This is a genomic window from Enterobacter sp. JS8-1, from assembly GCF_049187015.1.
Lineage (GTDB): Bacteria > Pseudomonadota > Gammaproteobacteria > Enterobacterales > Enterobacteriaceae > Enterobacter > Enterobacter mori.
Genome location: NZ_CP185805.1, coordinates 2,692,378 through 2,708,539, shown reverse-complemented (window position 1 = coordinate 2,708,539; position 16,162 = coordinate 2,692,378). Strand labels below are relative to the sequence as shown.

The following is a 16,162-nucleotide window of genomic DNA, read 5'->3' as shown; positions in this document are numbered from 1 at the left end:
TCCTGGAATTTCCGTTAAGCCTGCATTTCACTGCTTATCGCGTTAACATAGAAAGAATTGCCTTATAAACACAGGTCCTTATTTACGACGTTGATGGCCGTATCGTCCCGCATTCATTTGCTGTTTTTACTCTCCCTTCTTACGGCCGGAGCCGTTCACGGTGCGCCGAATTCCTTTATGCATCAGGCACAGAACCCCTTTGATAATAACGGGGATAGTTTGCCCGACCTCGGCATGGCGGCGCCAACGGGTGAAGGGGAGAAGCACCTGGCCGAAATGGCCAAGGCCTTTGGCGAAGCCAGTATGACCGACAACGGCCTGACGACAGGCGAGCAGGCGAAGCAGTTTGCTCTGGGTCAGGTACGGGATGTCGTGAGCGGGGAAGTGAACGAGCAGATTGAATCCTGGCTTTCCCCCTGGGGTAACGCCAGCGTAAATCTGCTGGTGGATGATGAGGGCAATTTCAATGGCAGCAGCGGAAGCTGGTTTATTCCCTGGAACGATAACAATCGTTACCTGAGCTGGAGCCAGCTGGGCCTGACGCAACAGACGGACGGTCTGGTGAGCAATGCCGGGATTGGCCAGCGATGGGTCGCCGGAGACTGGCTGCTGGGCTATAACACCTTTTACGATAACCTGCTTGAGGAAAACCTGCAGCGCGCCGGGCTGGGGGCAGAAGCGTGGGGGCGGAATCTACGCCTGTCGGCGAACTACTATCAGCCGTTCGCCAGCTGGCGCGACAGCGCGGATCTGCAGGAGCAGCGCATGGCGCGCGGGTATGACATCACTGCTAAAGCCTGGCTGCCGTGGTTCCATCATCTGAATACCAGCGTCAGTTTTGAACAGTATTTTGGCGATAACGTCGATCTGTTTAGCAGTGGAACCGGCTACCACAACCCGATGGCGGTCAATCTGGGACTCAACTATACCCCCGTTCCGCTGGTGACCCTGACGGCTGCCCATAAGCAGGGAGAGAGCGGCGTCAGCCAGAATAACCTCGGGCTTAAGCTCAACTATCGGTTTGGCGTGCCCCTGGTCAAACAGCTGTCCGCCAGCGAAGTGGCTGTGACGCGTTCGCTGCGCGGCAGTCGCTACGATTCGCCAGAGCGGGAGAACCTGCCGGTCATGGAGTTCCGCCAGCGCAAAACGCTGTCGGTCTATCTGGCAACGCCGCCGTGGGATCTGAAAGGGGGCGAAACCGTCATGCTGAAGCTGCAAATACGCAGCAAGCATGGTATTCGCCAGCTGCACTGGCAGGGGGATACGCAGGCGCTGAGCCTGACCGCACCGGCTGACAGTACCAGCAGCGACGGCTGGAGCGTCATTATGCCCGCATGGGATAACGCTGAGGGTGCAACTAACCAGTGGCGGTTGTCGGTGATCGCGGAAGATAAAGACGGGCAGCGCGTCTCTTCCAATGAGATCGCGCTAACGGTGGTTCAACCGCTGGTCGCATTGCCCAACGACGATCCACGGTGGAAGCTGCTGCCGGATGAATAAGTTAAAAAATCCGTTCCTGATGGACCCACACGGCGGCTTCGACGCGGGACTTTAACTTCATCTTCTTCAGCATGTGCTTCACGTGCACTTTTACCGTGCTTTCGGTGATGTCCAGACGGCGGGCGATCATTTTGTTCGGCAGGCCCTGGGCAATCAGCTTCAGAATATCGCGTTCGCGCGGGGTAAGCTGGCTCACGTCACGGTCTGAGGTTGCGCGGTTGGCCCGCAGGCTGGCGGCCAGTACCGGCGTTAAGGCTTCGCTCAGCACCATCTCTCCGGCAGCGGCCTGCTGCAGCGCCTTGAGCAGATCTTCCGGCTCCATATCTTTCAGCAGGTAGCCGTCCGCGCCGCGCTTCAGCGCCGTCACCACGTCTTCTTCATGATTTGACACGCTAAACACCACCACGCGGCCAGACAGGGATTTTTCGCGCAGTTTGTCCAGCGTCTCCAGGCCGTTCATGCCCGGCATGTTGAGATCGAGCAGGATCAAATCAGGATCGAGCGCTTCGGCAAGCTCAATACCCTGTTCGCCGTTGCTGGCTTCGCCAACGACGGTAATATCGGGCGCCATGCTGACCAGCTGTTTCACCCCGGTGCGCAGCATGGGATGGTCGTCGATCAACAGGATGGATGCCGGTTCCTGATTAGTCATGGTGTTCTCCTTGGACAGTTGTAAGCGGTTTTTCGGGAATAAAGGTGACGACCACTTCCGTGCCACCCGTGTCTCTCCGGCGAACCTGGCAATCACCGCGCAGGCTTTGCGCGCGGTCTCGCATGATAATTAAACCATAGTGGTTGGTTCTCTCGGCATTTTCCGGCACGCCGCAGCCGTCGTCCTGAATCGTCAGCTTCACCTGATTATTGTGCTGGCTGACGGTTACCGTTACCGCCGTCGCGCTGGCGTGTTTGAGCACGTTGCTCAGGGCTTCGCGAGCGATCTGCAGCAAATGAATCGCCTGATGGGAGGGGACAAAACGCGGCGGAAGCTGGTAGTCGAGCTTCACCGGGAACCCCAGCCGGGCGCTAAATTCGTGACAGCTGGACTCCAGCGCGGGGCGAAGGCCCGGCTCCGTCAGCTGCAGTCGGAAAGTGGTTAACAGCTCACGAAGCTGAACCCATGAAGTGTTCAGCTCGTTGCGGATCTGGCTCAGGAGCTGTTTATTGCTTTCCGGCATCTCCGCGTCCTGCATCTGCAGGCAGCTGACCTGCATCTTCATGCAGGAGAGCGATTGGGCGATGGAGTCATGCAGCTCCCGCGCAATGGTGGCGCGCTCTTCCATGACAATCAGCTGCTGCTGTTTTTCCTGATGCCTGTCCAGCGCCAGCGTGGCCGTGAGCTGTTCCACCAGGGTATCCACCAGCTGCTGCTGGTCGTGGCTCAAATGCCTTCCGGCGGGCAGGGTAGCCAGCAGAATGCCGTACTGGGTGTGGCTGTCCGTCAGACGCCACTTCAGCGTGGTGCCCGTCGTCGTTAGCGGTGGTAAACCCCGCGGGCAAAGGTGACAACCTTTATCATCACAGGACATGTCAGACTGACAGGTAAATTCCTGATGATTTTCTTCGTCTTCAACGTCGTAGACCCGCAGCTCCAGATCGTGCAGCAGCGTCAGGTTTTGCAGGCCGTTCAGCACCGGCGAGAGGCGCTCGCACAGCGGTACCTGCATGTGCAAACGGCGGTTGGCCTGCCACAGGAAAGAGAGAATTTCGTTTTTCTGTTCGAGTCCGGCGGTTTTTTCCTGAACCCGCTGTTCCAGTACCGCGTAGCTTTCAGACAGCTCTTCCGACATGGTGTTGAGCGCCTGGCCGAGCATCGCCATCTCGTTACGCCCGCTAATATGCGTGCGCTGGGTAAAATCTCTGTTCGTTACGGCGCGTGCCATTGCCAGCAGCTGTTTCCAGGGATTTAGCAGCCTTGCACGCAGCCAGACGATGGTGAAAATCAGCAGCAGGCCCATAAACAGCGCCATCACCCGGTGGATCATAACCACCCGATCAATGCGTAATTCGGTGGTTTGATCGAAAGAAGAGACCAGCGTATCAATGCGTGAGACGAAACCGGCAACGTCGCGCGCGACGGCATCGGGGCTGTTCGCCTGCTTTAAGCCGGGCTCCAGCTGCGTGTGCCAGTAGTCCTGAAGGGCCTTGAGCTGGGATTTCTGACCAGCGCGAATGGCGGCACTTTCCAGCTCGGGGCTGAAAGCCGTATGCTCCATATCGTCGATCAGCTTCTGTTCCTCCTGCGTTAAGGGCACCGAGGCCAGCAGACGATAACTCTGCATGCGTAGCGAGCCTGCCTCGTTAATGGCATGCGCATTACCCTGTACGCCCTGGACCAGCCAGCCGGAAATCGCCATGCCGGTTACACCGATCGCGGTGGACAGCATGACAATAAGCGCCAGTTGGTTAACCAGCGTCAGCGGGGATAGACATCTTTTTAACATGGTGTTGCCGGGCTCCTGACGTGACCTGACTGCAGGAATGGCGCTATTCTGGTGCATACCCTGGAGTATACCCATACCAATAAAGGATTACCTCTAAATTGCCAGAGGAGTAACGGTTAGGGGGAGGGAGTAGCCAGGATGGCTCAGCACCGTGAAAAACCACATCTTTTTTACCCCTTACTCCTACTCACTAAGAGTAATGACTTTTTTTTCGCCACAAAACCCCGCACTTTTCCTTTGATTTATATCAACTTACCGCCGCCCTAAAACCCTAATGTTTGCAGCATCATTCGAGAATCAGAGGTGTCTATGAGTCACTCATCCGCTCCCGACAGGGAAAATGGTGCCGTTATTACAGAATGGCGACCAGAGGATCCGGCGTTCTGGCAACAGCGCGGCCATCGTGTAGCAAGTCGTAATCTGTGGATTTCCGTTCCGTGCCTGCTGTTAGCGTTTTGCGTATGGATGTTGTTTAGTGCGGTGGCGGTAAACCTGCCAAAAGTCGGCTTTACGTTCACGACCGATCAGCTGTTTATGTTGACCGCGCTGCCGTCCCTGTCCGGTGCGTTGCTGCGTGTGCCTTACGCGTTTATGGTGCCGGTGTTTGGCGGACGCCGCTGGACGGCTTTCAGTACCGGCATCATGATCGTGCCGTGCGTGTGGCTCGGTTTTGCGGTGCAGGATACCTCCACGCCGTTTAGCGTGTTTGTGATCATCTCTCTGTTGTGCGGTTTTGCGGGCGCGAACTTTGCCTCCAGCATGGCGAACATCAGCTTCTTCTTCCCGAAAGCGAAGCAGGGTGGTGCGCTGGGCATTAACGGCGGTCTGGGGAACATGGGCGTGAGCGTGATGCAGCTGATTGCCCCGCTGGCGATTTCGGTTTCCATCTTTGCGGCCTTTGGCGGCGGCGGTGTGACCCAGCCGGATGGTTCTTCTCTGTTCCTGCAGAACGCGGCCTGGATTTGGGTACCGTTCCTGGTGGTCTTCACGCTGGCGGCCTGGTTCTTTATGAACGATTTGTCCGCGTCGAAGGCGTCCCTGAGCGAACAGTTACCGGTCCTGAAACGCGGTCACCTTTGGGTCATGGCGCTGTTGTATCTGGCAACGTTCGGCTCGTTTATCGGGTTCTCTGCGGGCTTCGCCATGCTGTCGAAAACCCAGTTCCCGGACGTGCAGATCCTGCAATTTGCCTTCTTTGGTCCATTTGTCGGCGCGCTGGCACGTTCTCTTGGCGGGATGATCTCCGACCGTCTGGGTGGGACGCGGGTGACGCTGGTGAACTTCATGGTGATGGCAATTTTCTGCGCGCTGCTGTTCCTGACGCTGCCAGCCAACGGGCAGGGCGGCAACTTTATTGCCTTCTTCGGCGTGTTTATGGTGCTGTTCCTGACGGCCGGGCTGGGAAGTGCATCCACGTTCCAGATGATCTCCGTCATCTTCCGTAAGCTGACCATGGATCGCGTTAAAGCGCAGGGCGGCACCGAAGAGCAGGCCATGCGTGAAGCGGCGACCGACACCGCTGCGGCGCTGGGCTTTATCTCTGCGATTGGCGCAATCGGTGGCTTCTTCATCCCGAAAGCGTTCGGTATCTCACTGGACCTGACCGGCTCCCCGGCAGGGGCCATGAAAGTATTCCTCGTCTTCTATATCGCCTGCGTTGTGATTACGTGGCTGGTATATGGCCGTAATACCAAGAAAAATAAGTAAGTGTGATTATCCGTTTGCGCGGCCTTCGGGCCGCGTTTTTTTTGTGTTGAAAATAGTTACAACATACTGATGGCCTTTAGACCGGCAGCCTGCGGGTAACACTGTGATCGCCATCGCTTTCCAGTGGGGTCTACTCCTTAATACCTGAGATGTTAAATTTAGCCCTGCTTTTTGTACGATGAATATAAAATATCTATATTAATCATGGTTATGCGAGATTTGTATTTATACCGCTTTGGTGGTATTTGATGTAATACCCACCTTCAGAGACCCCGCCCGCCTTGATCGTTATCAATTCTCCCCCGCTTTCAGAGCGTTACCTTCGCAGCAAATCAGCAATGTCGATTTAGAGAGCCACAGGCTCCACACAGGAGATACCCGATGAGCAAATTTTTAGACCGGTTTCGCTACTTCAAGCAGAAGGGCGAGACGTTTGCCGATGGGCACGGTCAGCTTCTGGAGACCAACCGCGACTGGGAAGACGGCTATCGCCAGCGCTGGCAGCATGACAAAGTGGTCCGTTCAACCCACGGCGTCAACTGCACGGGTTCGTGCAGCTGGAAGATTTTCGTCAAGAATGGTCTGGTGACCTGGGAAGTCCAGCAAACCGACTACCCGCGTACCCGTCCCGATCTGCCGAATCATGAACCGCGCGGCTGTCCGCGTGGCGCAAGCTACTCCTGGTATCTCTACAGCGCTAACCGCCTGAAATACCCTCTGATGCGTAAGCGCCTGATGAAAATGTGGCGTGAAGCGAAAGTCCAGCACAGCGATCCGGTTGATGCATGGGCATCCATCATTGAAGACTCCGACAAAGCGAAGAGCTTCAAGCAGGCTCGTGGTCGCGGTGGCTTTGTCCGTTCCTCCTGGAAAGAAGTGAACGAACTGATTGCGGCGTCTAACGTCTACACCGTCAAAACCTACGGCCCGGACCGCGTGGCGGGCTTCTCGCCAATCCCGGCGATGTCGATGGTCTCTTACGCGTCTGGCGCGCGCTATCTCTCCCTGATTGGCGGGACTTGTCTGAGCTTCTATGACTGGTACTGCGACCTGCCGCCTGCGTCCCCACAGACCTGGGGCGAGCAGACCGACGTGCCGGAATCTGCCGACTGGTATAACTCCAGCTACATTCTGGCCTGGGGCTCTAACGTTCCTCAGACCCGTACCCCGGATGCCCACTTCTTTACCGAAGTGCGTTACAAAGGCACCAAAACCGTTGCGATTACCCCTGACTATGCGGAAATCGCCAAGCTGTGCGACCTGTGGCTGGCACCTAAGCAGGGCACCGATGCGGCGATGGCGCTGGCGATGGGCCACGTCATGCTGCGCGAGTTCCACCTGGACAAGCCTAGCCAGTACTTCACCGACTACGTGCGTCGCTACACCGACATGCCGATGCTGGTGATGCTGGAAGAGCGCGACGGCTACTACGCTGCCGGTCGTATGCTGCGCGCCGCTGACCTGGTGGATTCACTTGGTCAGGAAAATAACCCGCAGTGGAAAACCGTTGCCTGTAATAGCAATGGCGAACTGATTGCGCCAAACGGCTCTATCGGTTTCCGCTGGGGCGAAAAGGGCAAATGGAACCTGGAGCAGCGTAACGGCACCACAGGCGAAGAGACCGAACTACGCCTGAGCATGCTGGGCAGCCAGGATGAGATCGCTGACGTCGGCTTCCCGTACTTCGGCGGCGACGGCACCGAGCATTTCAACCAGGTTGAACTGAATAACGTTCTGATGCACAAACTGCCGGTGAAGCGTCTTCAGCTCGCCGATGGTTCAACGGCGCTGGTCACCACCGTTTACGATCTCACTATGGCGAACTACGGCCTGGAGCGCGGTCTGAACGACGAAAACTGTGCAAGCAGCTACGATGACGTGAAAGCGTACACTCCGGCATGGGCGGAGCAGATCACCGGCGTGCCGCGCGCGCAGATCACCCGTATCGCGCGTGAGTTCGCGGAAAACGCCGACAAGACCCACGGTCGCTCCATGATCATCGTCGGTGCCGGTCTGAACCACTGGTATCACCTCGATATGAACTATCGCGGCCTGATTAACATGCTGATCTTCTGCGGCTGCGTCGGTCAGAGCGGCGGCGGCTGGGCGCACTACGTCGGCCAGGAAAAACTGCGTCCGCAGACCGGCTGGCAGCCGCTGGCGTTTGCCCTCGACTGGCAGCGTCCGGCTCGCCACATGAACAGCACTTCCTACTTCTATAACCACTCCAGCCAGTGGCGCTACGAGACGGTTACCGCAGAGGAACTGCTGTCGCCAATGGCGGATAAATCCCGCTACAGCGGCCACCTGATTGACTTCAACGTGCGTGCGGAACGTATGGGCTGGCTGCCGTCGGCTCCTCAGCTTGGCACCAACCCGCTGCGCATCGCGGAAGCGGCGAAGAAAGCGGGCATGACACCGGTGGACTACACCGTTAAGTCGCTGAAGGAAGGTTCGATTCGCTTTGCGGCGGAACAGCCGGAAAACGGTAAAAACCATCCGCGCAACCTGTTCATCTGGCGCTCAAACCTGCTGGGTTCTTCCGGTAAAGGTCACGAGTTCATGCTGAAGTATCTGCTTGGTACGGAACACGGTATTCAGGGCAAAGATCTCGGCAAGCAGGGCGGCGTGAAGCCTGAAGAAGTGGAATGGAAAGACAACGGCCTGGACGGCAAGCTGGATCTGGTCGTGACGCTGGATTTCCGTCTGTCGAGCACCTGTCTGTACTCCGATATCGTTCTACCTACTGCAACCTGGTATGAAAAAGACGACATGAATACCTCGGATATGCATCCGTTTATTCATCCGCTGTCTGCTGCCGTTGACCCGGCGTGGGAATCCAAAAGCGACTGGGAAATCTACAAAGGCATCGCCGAGAAATTCTCTGAAGTCTGCGTGGGGCACCTGGGCAAAGAAACCGACGTGGTGACGCTGCCCATTCAGCACGACTCCGCTGCCGAACTGGCGCAGCCGCTGGACGTGAAGGACTGGAAAAAAGGCGAGTGCGATCTGATCCCTGGCGTGACGGCGCCGCACATCATTCCGGTTGAACGTGACTACCCGGCGACCTACGAACGCTTTACCTCTATCGGCCCGCTGATGGAGAAAATCGGCAACGGCGGGAAAGGGATCGCCTGGAACACCCAGAGCGAAATGGACCTGCTGCGTAAGCTCAATTACACCAAATCAGACGGTCCGGCCAAAGGCCAGCCTTGGCTTAACACGGCGATTGATGCCGCAGAGATGATCCTGACCCTGGCACCGGAAACCAACGGCCAGGTCGCAGTAAAAGCCTGGGAAGCGCTGAGTGAAATCACCGGTCGCGACCACAAGCATCTGGCCCTGAACAAAGAAGACGAGAAAATCCGCTTCCGCGATATTCAGGCCCAGCCGCGCAAAATTATCTCCAGCCCGACCTGGTCTGGTCTGGAAGATGAACACGTCTCTTATAACGCGGGTTACACCAACGTTCACGAGCTGATCCCATGGCGTACCCTGACCGGTCGTCAGTCTCTGTATCAGGATCACCAGTGGATGCGTGACTTCGGCGAAAGCCTGCTGGTTTACCGTCCGCCAATCGACACCCGTTCGGTGAAAGCGGTAATGGGCGAGAAGTCCAACGGTAATCCGGAGAAAGCGCTGAACTTTCTGACGCCACACCAGAAGTGGGGGATCCACTCCACCTACAGCGACAACCTGCTGATGCTGACGCTGGGACGCGGCGGTCCGATTGTCTGGATGAGCGAAGCGGATGCCAAAGATCTGGGGATTGTGGATAACGACTGGATCGAAGTCTTCAACAGCAACGGTTCATTGACCGCTCGTGCAGTGGTTAGCCAGCGTGTTCCAGCAGGGATGACCATGATGTACCACGCGCAGGAACGTATCGTGAACATTCCTGGCTCAGAAATCACCGAGCAGCGCGGCGGTATTCATAACTCGGTCACCCGTATTACGCCGAAGCCGACCCATATGATTGGTGGCTATGCGCAGCTGGCCTACGGCTTTAACTACTACGGCACCGTAGGATCTAACCGCGATGAGTTCGTGGTGGTACGTAAGATGAAGAATATTAACTGGTTAGACGGCGAAGGTAATGACCAGGTACAGGAGAGCGTAAAATGAAAATTCGTTCACAAGTCGGCATGGTGCTGAATCTGGATAAATGCATCGGCTGTCATACCTGTTCAGTCACCTGTAAAAACGTCTGGACCAGCCGCGAAGGCACCGAGTACGCCTGGTTCAACAACGTGGAAACCAAGCCGGGCACCGGCTTCCCGACCAACTGGGAAGATCAGGAAAAATACAAGGGCGGCTGGATCCGCAAAATCAACGGCAAAATCCAGCCGCGCATGGGCAACCGCGCGATGCTGCTGGGAAAAATCTTCGCTAACCCGCATCTGCCGGGCATCGACGATTACTACGAGCCGTTCGATTTCGACTACCAGAACCTGCATAACGCCGCGGAAGGTAAACATCAGCCGATTGCTCGTCCTCGCTCGCTGATCACCGGTCAGCGTATGAACAAGATCGAGAAAGGCCCGAACTGGGAAGACGATCTGGGCGGTGAGTTCGAGAAGCTGTCGAAAGACAAAAACTTCGAGAACATGCAGAAGGCGATGTACGGCCAGTTCGAAAACACCTTCATGATGTACCTGCCGCGCCTGTGTGAGCACTGCCTTAACCCGGCGTGCGTGGCGACCTGCCCGAGCGGCGCCATCTACAAGCGTGAAGAAGACGGCATCGTGCTCATCGACCAGGACAAGTGCCGCGGCTGGCGCATGTGCATCACCGGCTGTCCGTATAAAAAAATCTACTTCAACTGGAAGAGCGGCAAGTCAGAGAAGTGCATCTTCTGCTATCCGCGCATTGAAGCCGGTATGCCGACCGTCTGTTCAGAAAGCTGCGTAGGCCGTATTCGTTACCTCGGCGTGCTGCTGTATGACGCGGACGCGATTGAAACGGCAGCAAGCACCGAGAACGAGAAAGATCTGTACCAGCGTCAGCTGGACGTGTTCCTCGATCCGAACGATCCGAAGGTGATCGAGCAGGCGCTGAAGGACGGCGTGCCGCAGAGCGTGATCGACGCGGCGCAGCAGTCCCCGGTGTACAAAATGGCGATGGACTGGAAGCTGGCGCTGCCGCTGCATCCGGAATACCGCACGCTGCCGATGGTCTGGTACGTGCCGCCGCTGTCGCCTATTCAGTCAGCCGCTGACGCGGGTGAACTGGGCGGCAACGGCATTCTGCCGGACGTGGAAAGCCTGCGCATTCCGGTGCAGTACCTGGCGAACCTGCTGACCGCAGGGGATACCCAGCCGGTCCTGCTGGCGCTGAAGCGTATGCTGGCGATGCGTCACTTCAAGCGTGCTGAGACCGTTGACGGCGTTACCGATACCCGTGCGCTGGAAGAGGTGGGTCTGACCGAAGCACAGGCTCAGGAGATGTACCGCTATCTGGCTATTGCGAACTACGAAGACCGTTTCGTCGTACCGAGCAGCCACCGCGAGCAGGCGCGCGACGCCTTCCCGGAGAAAAACGGATGTGGCTTTAGCTTCGGTGACGGTTGCCACGGCTCAGACACCAAATTCAACCTGTTCAACAGCCGCCGCATCGACGCCATGGATGTGACCAGCAAAACGGAGCCGCACCAATGATTGAACTCGTCATTGTTTCGCGTCTGCTCGAGTACCCGGATGCTGCGCTTGCGCAGCATCAGCAGGAACTCTTTGATGCACTCGCGTCATCTGAAAACCTGGATAAAGCGGATGCCCAGAAGCTGGGCGTTTTCCTCCGCGATCTGTTAGCGCGCGATCTCCTGGACGCGCAGGCGGACTACAGCCAGCTGTTTGACCGCGGGCGCGCGACGTCTCTGCTGCTGTTTGAACACGTCCACGGTGAATCCCGCGATCGTGGTCAGGCGATGGTCGACCTGATGTCCCAGTACGAGCAGCACGGCCTGCAGCTCGACAGCCGCGAACTGCCAGACCACCTCCCGCTGTACCTGGAATATCTGGCGCAGCTGCCAAAAGAAGAGGCGCTGGGCGGTTTACAGGACATCGCACCGATCCTGGCGCTGCTTGGCGCGCGTCTTCAGCAGCGCGAAAGTGCTTATGCGGTGCTCTTTGACCTGCTGGTGAAGCTGGCAAATGCCGCCGTTGATAGCGAAAAAGTAGCGGAAAAAATCGCGGACGAAGCGCGCGACGACACTCCGCAGGCGCTTGATGCGGTCTGGGAAGAAGAGCAGGTGACGTTCTTTGCTGACCAGAACTGCGGCGAGTCTGAAATCTCCGCTCACCAGCGTCGTTTTGCCGGGGCTGTTGCTCCGCAATATTTGAATATCTCTAACGGAGGACGGCAATAATGCACTTCCTGAATATGTTCTTCTTTGACATTTACCCGTACATCGCGGGCACCGTATTCCTGGTGGGAAGCTGGCTGCGTTATGACTATGGCCAGTATACCTGGCGGGCGGCCTCCAGCCAGATGCTGGACCGCAAGGGGATGAACCTCGCCTCTAACCTATTCCATATCGGGATCCTGGGGATTTTTGCCGGTCACTTCCTGGGCATGCTGACACCGCACTGGATGTACGAAGCCTGGCTGCCGATTGAAGTGAAGCAGAAAATGGCGATGTTTGCGGGCGGTGCCAGCGGCGTGATGTGTCTGGTCGGCGGTCTGCTGCTGCTGAAACGTCGTCTGTTCAGCCCGCGCGTGCGTGCCACCACGACCGCTGCGGACATCCTGATCCTCTCCCTGTTGATGGTGCAGTGTGCGCTGGGTCTGCTGACGATTCCGTTCTCAGCGCAGCATATGGACGGTAGCGAAATGATGAAGCTGGTCGGCTGGGCGCAGTCCGTGGTGACCTTCCATGGCGGCGCATCTGAGCATCTGGACGGCGTGGCCTTTATCTTCCGCGTGCACCTGGTGCTGGGGATGACGCTGTTTGTGCTGTTCCCGTTCTCTCGCCTGGTGCACATCTGGAGCGCGCCGGTTGAGTACCTGACGCGCAAATATCAGATTGTGCGCGCCCGTCGCTAATTTGCCGTTTTGATACCCACCCCGCATTCGCGGGGTTTTTTTTCGCCCCAGCCCAGGTTGTTGCCCGCAGCGGCAAACAAAATCAGCGCGCCGCCCGCAAGCTGCGTGAGGTTCAGCGAGTGTCCGAACACCAGGTTATCAACAACAATGGCGACCACCGGATAGATAAACGACAGCGAGCCGGTCACTGGAGTGGGGAGTTTCTGAATGGCGCTATACAGCAACTGGTACATGATGCCGGTGTGGACAATGCCCAGCGTCAGCAGTATCGTCCAGGGGAAATCGCCCGAAAGGGAAGGCATATGCGCCAGCGGAAGAAGCATCACCACCCCTGTCAGGACCTGAATAAAGGCGATATGCTGCGGTGCGATGGATTTCATTTTGCGGGCGATAATGGCAGTCAGCGCGTAAAAGAATGCTGCACCCAGCGCCAGCCCGATACCTGTGAGCCATTCACTGCCATGCGTGCCGCTGAGCTCGCTGGAAAGCAATATCACCACGCCGCCGAAGGCGAGGATCAACCAACCCCACTTCACCAGACTGACGCGTTCGCCTAAAAGCATCCCCATCATCACCAGCATAAACGGCTGGGTGTTATAGACCACGGTAGACAGGCCAATCGAGATCCGCTCATAGGCTGCAAACAGCAGCAGCCAGTTCACCACGAGCGCTACGCCGCCAAAAATGGCCAGCAGCAGCGTGGTGCGGGTGAGGGGACTGAAGGGCTTTCGACTTAACCGGACGAATATATAAAGCGTAACCGCGCCGATGACGCAGCGCCAGAATACCACTTCCGTTACCGGCAGACCGGAGAGTAAAACAAACGCGCCGATAGAGCCGGAAATTAACATCGCCAGGCTCAGCTGCCCGACGCCTTTTTGTAAATCACGCATCATCCACCTCCTGATTAATGACCCTATTGTCGAAAATCACTGTCGGGTTTTACAGGGCTGATATAAGGTGAAACAGGTTAATGACTTTTTAAAATTAGGTGAAAACGATGGAATGCCTGCTTGATGATATCGATCGGCAAATATTGGCTTGTCTGGTAGAGGACGCGCGCGCGTCGCTGAAGGTGCTGAGTGGTCGTGTGGGATTGACGTCACCCAGCACGGCAGAACGTCTGAAGAGGCTGGAAGAGCGCGGTGTGATTCAGGGTTATGGTGCGCGGGTGAACCTGGCGGCGCTGGGATACACCTTGCAGGCGCTGGTGCGCGTGCGCCCATTGCCGGGGTTATTGCATAAGGTGGATAAATACATTCAGGCCATGCCGGAGTGCATTGAGAGTGACAAAGTCACGGGTGAGGACTGTTTTGTGATCAGGCTGGTGGTACGGTCGATAGAACAGCTGGATGTATTGCTGGACGGCCTGGCAGAGCATGCCCAGTGTAATACGTCGATTGTGAAGAGCTCGCCGGTGAAGCGACGGTTGCCGCCGATGTAGCTGTCTGTTGCCGGGTGGCGGCTGCGCCTTACCCGGCCTACGAAGGTTGACTCGGTTCGATTTTGTTATGATTTTTGGAAGTGATGGTGGTGGGGGAAGGATTACTCGGCGCGTTGCGCCTCGCCCTTCGGGTCGTTGCCTGCGGCAACGCTTTCTCGCTACGCTCGAATCGAACCTTAGTCGAAGCTTCTCATCCTTCCCCGTCTAGGAAATGCATGATGCCTGGTGCGAACAGAAGATTTGGAGTCATTTGAAAGTGATGGTGGTGGGGGAAGGATTCGAACCTTCGAAGTCGATGACGGCAGATTTACAGTCTGCTCCCTTTGGCCGCTCGGGAACCCCACCAGGGGTAATTCAAATTTTGAGGTAATGCTGAGATATGGTGGTGGGGGAAGGATTCGAACCTTCGAAGTCGATGACGGCAGATTTACAGTCTGCTCCCTTTGGCCGCTCGGGAACCCCACCACGGGGTAATGCTTTTTACAGGCCTGCTTCCTGTTGGAAGCGGGGCGCATCATATCAAATGAGACGCCCCTGTAAAGCATTCCTTTAGGGAAATGACGCTGTTTGCCTGCTTTTTATCCGCAAAGGTGCAAAGCTAATCAATTCATTTTCCGAAAGATTAAAGAATGATGGTTCTGTTGCCGTAAACGAAGACGCGTTGGGCAAGCACCTGATACAACGCACGGCTTAAGACGTTTTTCTCAACGTCGCGCCCAGCGCGCATCATGTCTTCTGCGGTATAGGTGTGATCCACATGAATCACGTCCTGCATGATGATGGGACCTTCATCCAGGTTGTCATTCACATAGTGGGCCGTCGCACCGATGATCTTCACGCCGCGCTCGTACGCCTGGTGGTACGGGCGCGCGCCGATAAAGGCGGGAAGGAACGAGTGGTGAATGTTGATGATCTTATTCGGGAAACGCGATACGAAGGAGGGCGTTAATACGCGCATGTATTTCGCCAGCACCACGTAATCGGGATTATGCGCTTCAATCGCCTGCGCCATCAGATCGTCGTGCTCTTCACGGGTATGTCCTTCGTGGCTGACCAGTTCGAATGGAATATCAAAACGCTCGACCAGCGTACGCAGCGTCTCGTGGTTGCCGATAACAGCGGCAATTTCGACATCAAGTCCGCCGTAGTTGGCTTTCATCAGCAGGTCGCCCAGGCAGTGTGCCTCTTTGGTCACCAGGATCACAATGCGACGACGGCCAGCAGGCGTCAGTTCACGCACGGAACCTTCCGGCAGGGCGCTATCCAGATCGGCAAGCAGGGTGGTGTCGTTGAAAATACCTTCGAGCTCGGTGCGCATAAAGAAGCGACCGGTACGGTGGTCAACGAACTCGTTGTTCTGCACGATATTCAGTTCATGTTTGTAACAAATGTTGGTAATTCGTGCGATCAGTCCTTTTTGATCGGGACAGATGGTGCGCAGAACTTTACGTTGTAGTGATTGCATCGCCGGGAAATCCTGTTTATGTATTTGCGAAGTCTGGGTTGTCAGGCATTACTGCCCGCAACACTTTTTAAATTTTTTACCTGAACCGCAAGGGCAGGGATCGTTACGACCGAATTGAGGACGCGTTCCGTCAATATAATACCATTGCCCGCTTTCCTTTAAGAAACGGGAACGTTCAATAATGGCGCCGGGTTTGTGCTGTTCGGTAAAACGGGCAACAAAACTCACGAAACCCTCGTTTTCATCACGACCGGGGGCTGCATCAAAGACCGTGAGACCGAGCCAGTGGGTATTGGCGAAGCCCGCTTCAATGTCTTGCTGAAAATCAGCTGCATGGCAAGTGGGGTGCCAGGTCTTGACTAAATAATCTGCGTCTTTGATCACAAAAGCAGTATACCGCGAACGCATCAGATGTGACGGGTCTGGAGCAACCTGCTCGCCAGTAAGATATCGCTGGCAACATAGGCTATACTCCAGAGCGCTACCACAGGGGCAGAGTTGAGACACGATTCTCTTCCTGGAACAAAAAATAAGGGCGTTTAACGCTTAGGTAGCACTATGTTA

The 16,162-nt window shown here is 56.4% G+C and carries 12 protein-coding genes, 2 tRNA genes and 1 other RNA gene; 7 read left to right on the top strand and 8 right to left on the bottom strand.

All coding sequences use genetic code 11. The annotated features are described in order from the left end of the window. Nucleotides 1–93: 93 nt before the first annotated feature. Nucleotides 94–1,500, top strand: coding sequence for a YchO/YchP family invasin (locus tag ACOQH0_RS12900; RefSeq protein WP_029485133.1), 1,407 nt, complete (start codon nt 94–96; stop codon nt 1,498–1,500). Nucleotide 1,501: 1 nt separating this feature from the next. On the opposite strand, the gene narL is transcribed toward ACOQH0_RS12900, so the two are convergent. After that, on the bottom strand, nt 1,502–2,152 hold the full coding sequence (narL, locus tag ACOQH0_RS12895; RefSeq protein WP_028018756.1) for a two-component system response regulator NarL: 651 nt from the start codon (nt 2,150–2,152) through the stop codon (nt 1,502–1,504). Further along, nucleotides 2,145–3,941 carry a nitrate/nitrite two-component system sensor histidine kinase NarX gene (narX, locus tag ACOQH0_RS12890; protein WP_421510502.1) on the bottom strand — a complete coding sequence of 599 codons (1,797 nt, stop codon included), beginning with the start codon at nt 3,939–3,941 and terminating at the stop codon, nt 2,145–2,147. The genes narL and narX overlap by 8 nt, the downstream gene beginning before the upstream one ends. Before the next feature lie 309 nt (nt 3,942–4,250). On the opposite strand from narX, the gene ACOQH0_RS12885 reads away from it, so the two are divergent. From ACOQH0_RS12885 to narI, 5 genes are all read left to right on the top strand, one after another. Continuing rightward, nucleotides 4,251–5,648 (top strand): NarK family nitrate/nitrite MFS transporter, encoded by a 1,398-nt coding sequence (locus ACOQH0_RS12885; RefSeq protein ID WP_089599041.1) that lies wholly within the window; start codon nt 4,251–4,253, stop codon nt 5,646–5,648. Between the two features lie 381 nt (nt 5,649–6,029). Continuing rightward, entirely contained in the window at nt 6,030–9,773 is a 3,744-nt protein-coding gene (locus ACOQH0_RS12880; RefSeq protein WP_421510501.1) for a nitrate reductase subunit alpha, read from the top strand. Further along, the gene (narH, locus tag ACOQH0_RS12875; protein ID WP_089599043.1) at nt 9,770–11,305 is read left to right on the top strand and encodes a nitrate reductase subunit beta; all 1,536 of its coding nucleotides are present in this window, start codon (nt 9,770–9,772) and stop codon (nt 11,303–11,305) included. The genes ACOQH0_RS12880 and narH overlap by 4 nt, the downstream gene beginning before the upstream one ends. Next, a complete protein-coding gene (gene narJ / locus ACOQH0_RS12870; protein WP_421510500.1) occupies nt 11,302–12,012 on the top strand; it encodes a nitrate reductase molybdenum cofactor assembly chaperone in 711 nt (236 codons plus the stop codon). The genes narH and narJ overlap by 4 nt, the downstream gene beginning before the upstream one ends. Further along, nucleotides 12,012–12,689, top strand: a complete 678-nt coding sequence (narI, locus tag ACOQH0_RS12865) for a respiratory nitrate reductase subunit gamma (protein WP_010432973.1) — start codon at nt 12,012–12,014, stop codon at nt 12,687–12,689. The genes narJ and narI overlap by 1 nt, the downstream gene beginning before the upstream one ends. On the opposite strand, the gene ACOQH0_RS12860 is transcribed toward narI, so the two are convergent. Beyond that, nucleotides 12,686–13,582, bottom strand: a complete 897-nt coding sequence (locus ACOQH0_RS12860) for a DMT family transporter (RefSeq protein WP_421512351.1) — start codon at nt 13,580–13,582, stop codon at nt 12,686–12,688. The genes narI and ACOQH0_RS12860 overlap by 4 nt on opposite strands. A gap of 107 nt (nt 13,583–13,689) precedes the next feature. On the opposite strand from ACOQH0_RS12860, the gene ACOQH0_RS12855 reads away from it, so the two are divergent. Further along, complete coding sequence (locus ACOQH0_RS12855; protein ID WP_218307483.1) at nt 13,690–14,133, top strand: Lrp/AsnC family transcriptional regulator; 444 nt, start codon at nt 13,690–13,692, stop codon at nt 14,131–14,133. Between the two features lie 84 nt (nt 14,134–14,217). On the opposite strand, the gene ACOQH0_RS12850 is transcribed toward ACOQH0_RS12855, so the two are convergent. The 5 genes from ACOQH0_RS12850 to ACOQH0_RS12830 form a co-directional block, all read right to left on the bottom strand. Then, nucleotides 14,218–14,348: non-coding RNA, RtT sRNA (locus ACOQH0_RS12850), on the bottom strand. A 45-nt stretch (nt 14,349–14,393) separates the two neighbouring features. Continuing rightward, a tRNA-Tyr gene (locus ACOQH0_RS12845) sits at nt 14,394–14,478 on the bottom strand. Between the two features lie 35 nt (nt 14,479–14,513). Further along, nucleotides 14,514–14,598: transfer RNA gene (locus ACOQH0_RS12840), tRNA-Tyr, on the bottom strand. Nucleotides 14,599–14,755: 157 nt separating this feature from the next. Then, entirely contained in the window at nt 14,756–15,598 is an 843-nt protein-coding gene (gene purU, locus ACOQH0_RS12835; RefSeq protein WP_010432980.1) for a formyltetrahydrofolate deformylase, read from the bottom strand. Nucleotides 15,599–15,646: 48 nt separating this feature from the next. Next, complete coding sequence (locus tag ACOQH0_RS12830) at nt 15,647–16,105, bottom strand: YchJ family protein (protein ID WP_421510499.1); 459 nt, start codon at nt 16,103–16,105, stop codon at nt 15,647–15,649. Nucleotides 16,106–16,162: the final 57 nt, after the last annotated feature.